Source organism: Synechococcus sp. CCAP 1479/10, from assembly GCF_019038515.1.
GTDB lineage: Bacteria > Cyanobacteriota > Cyanobacteriia > PCC-6307 > Cyanobiaceae > Cyanobium.
In genome coordinates, this window is record NZ_JAFKRJ010000052.1 from 1 (window position 1) to 233 (window position 233).

Below are 233 nucleotides of genomic sequence, written 5' to 3' on the forward strand. Positions count from 1 at the left end.
GGCCATCAAGGATGGACTGGTTGAAGTTGAAGCCGTTCAGGTTGAAGGCCATCGTGCTCACGCCCAGGGCGGTGAACCAGATGCCGACCACGGGCCAGGCGGCCAGGAAGAAGTGGAGGCTGCGGCTGTTGTTGAACGAGGCGTACTGGAAGATCAGGCGACCGAAGTAACCGTGGGCAGCCACGATGTTGTAGGTCTCTTCCTCCTGGCCGAACTTGTAGCCGTAGTTCTGG

At 59.7% G+C, this 233-nt stretch carries 1 pseudogene; it reads right to left on the minus strand.

Going from position 1 to position 233, the window contains the following annotated elements:
* Nucleotides 1-233: pseudogene (locus tag KUG39_RS16885) on the minus strand (photosystem II q(b) protein); the annotation flags it as partial.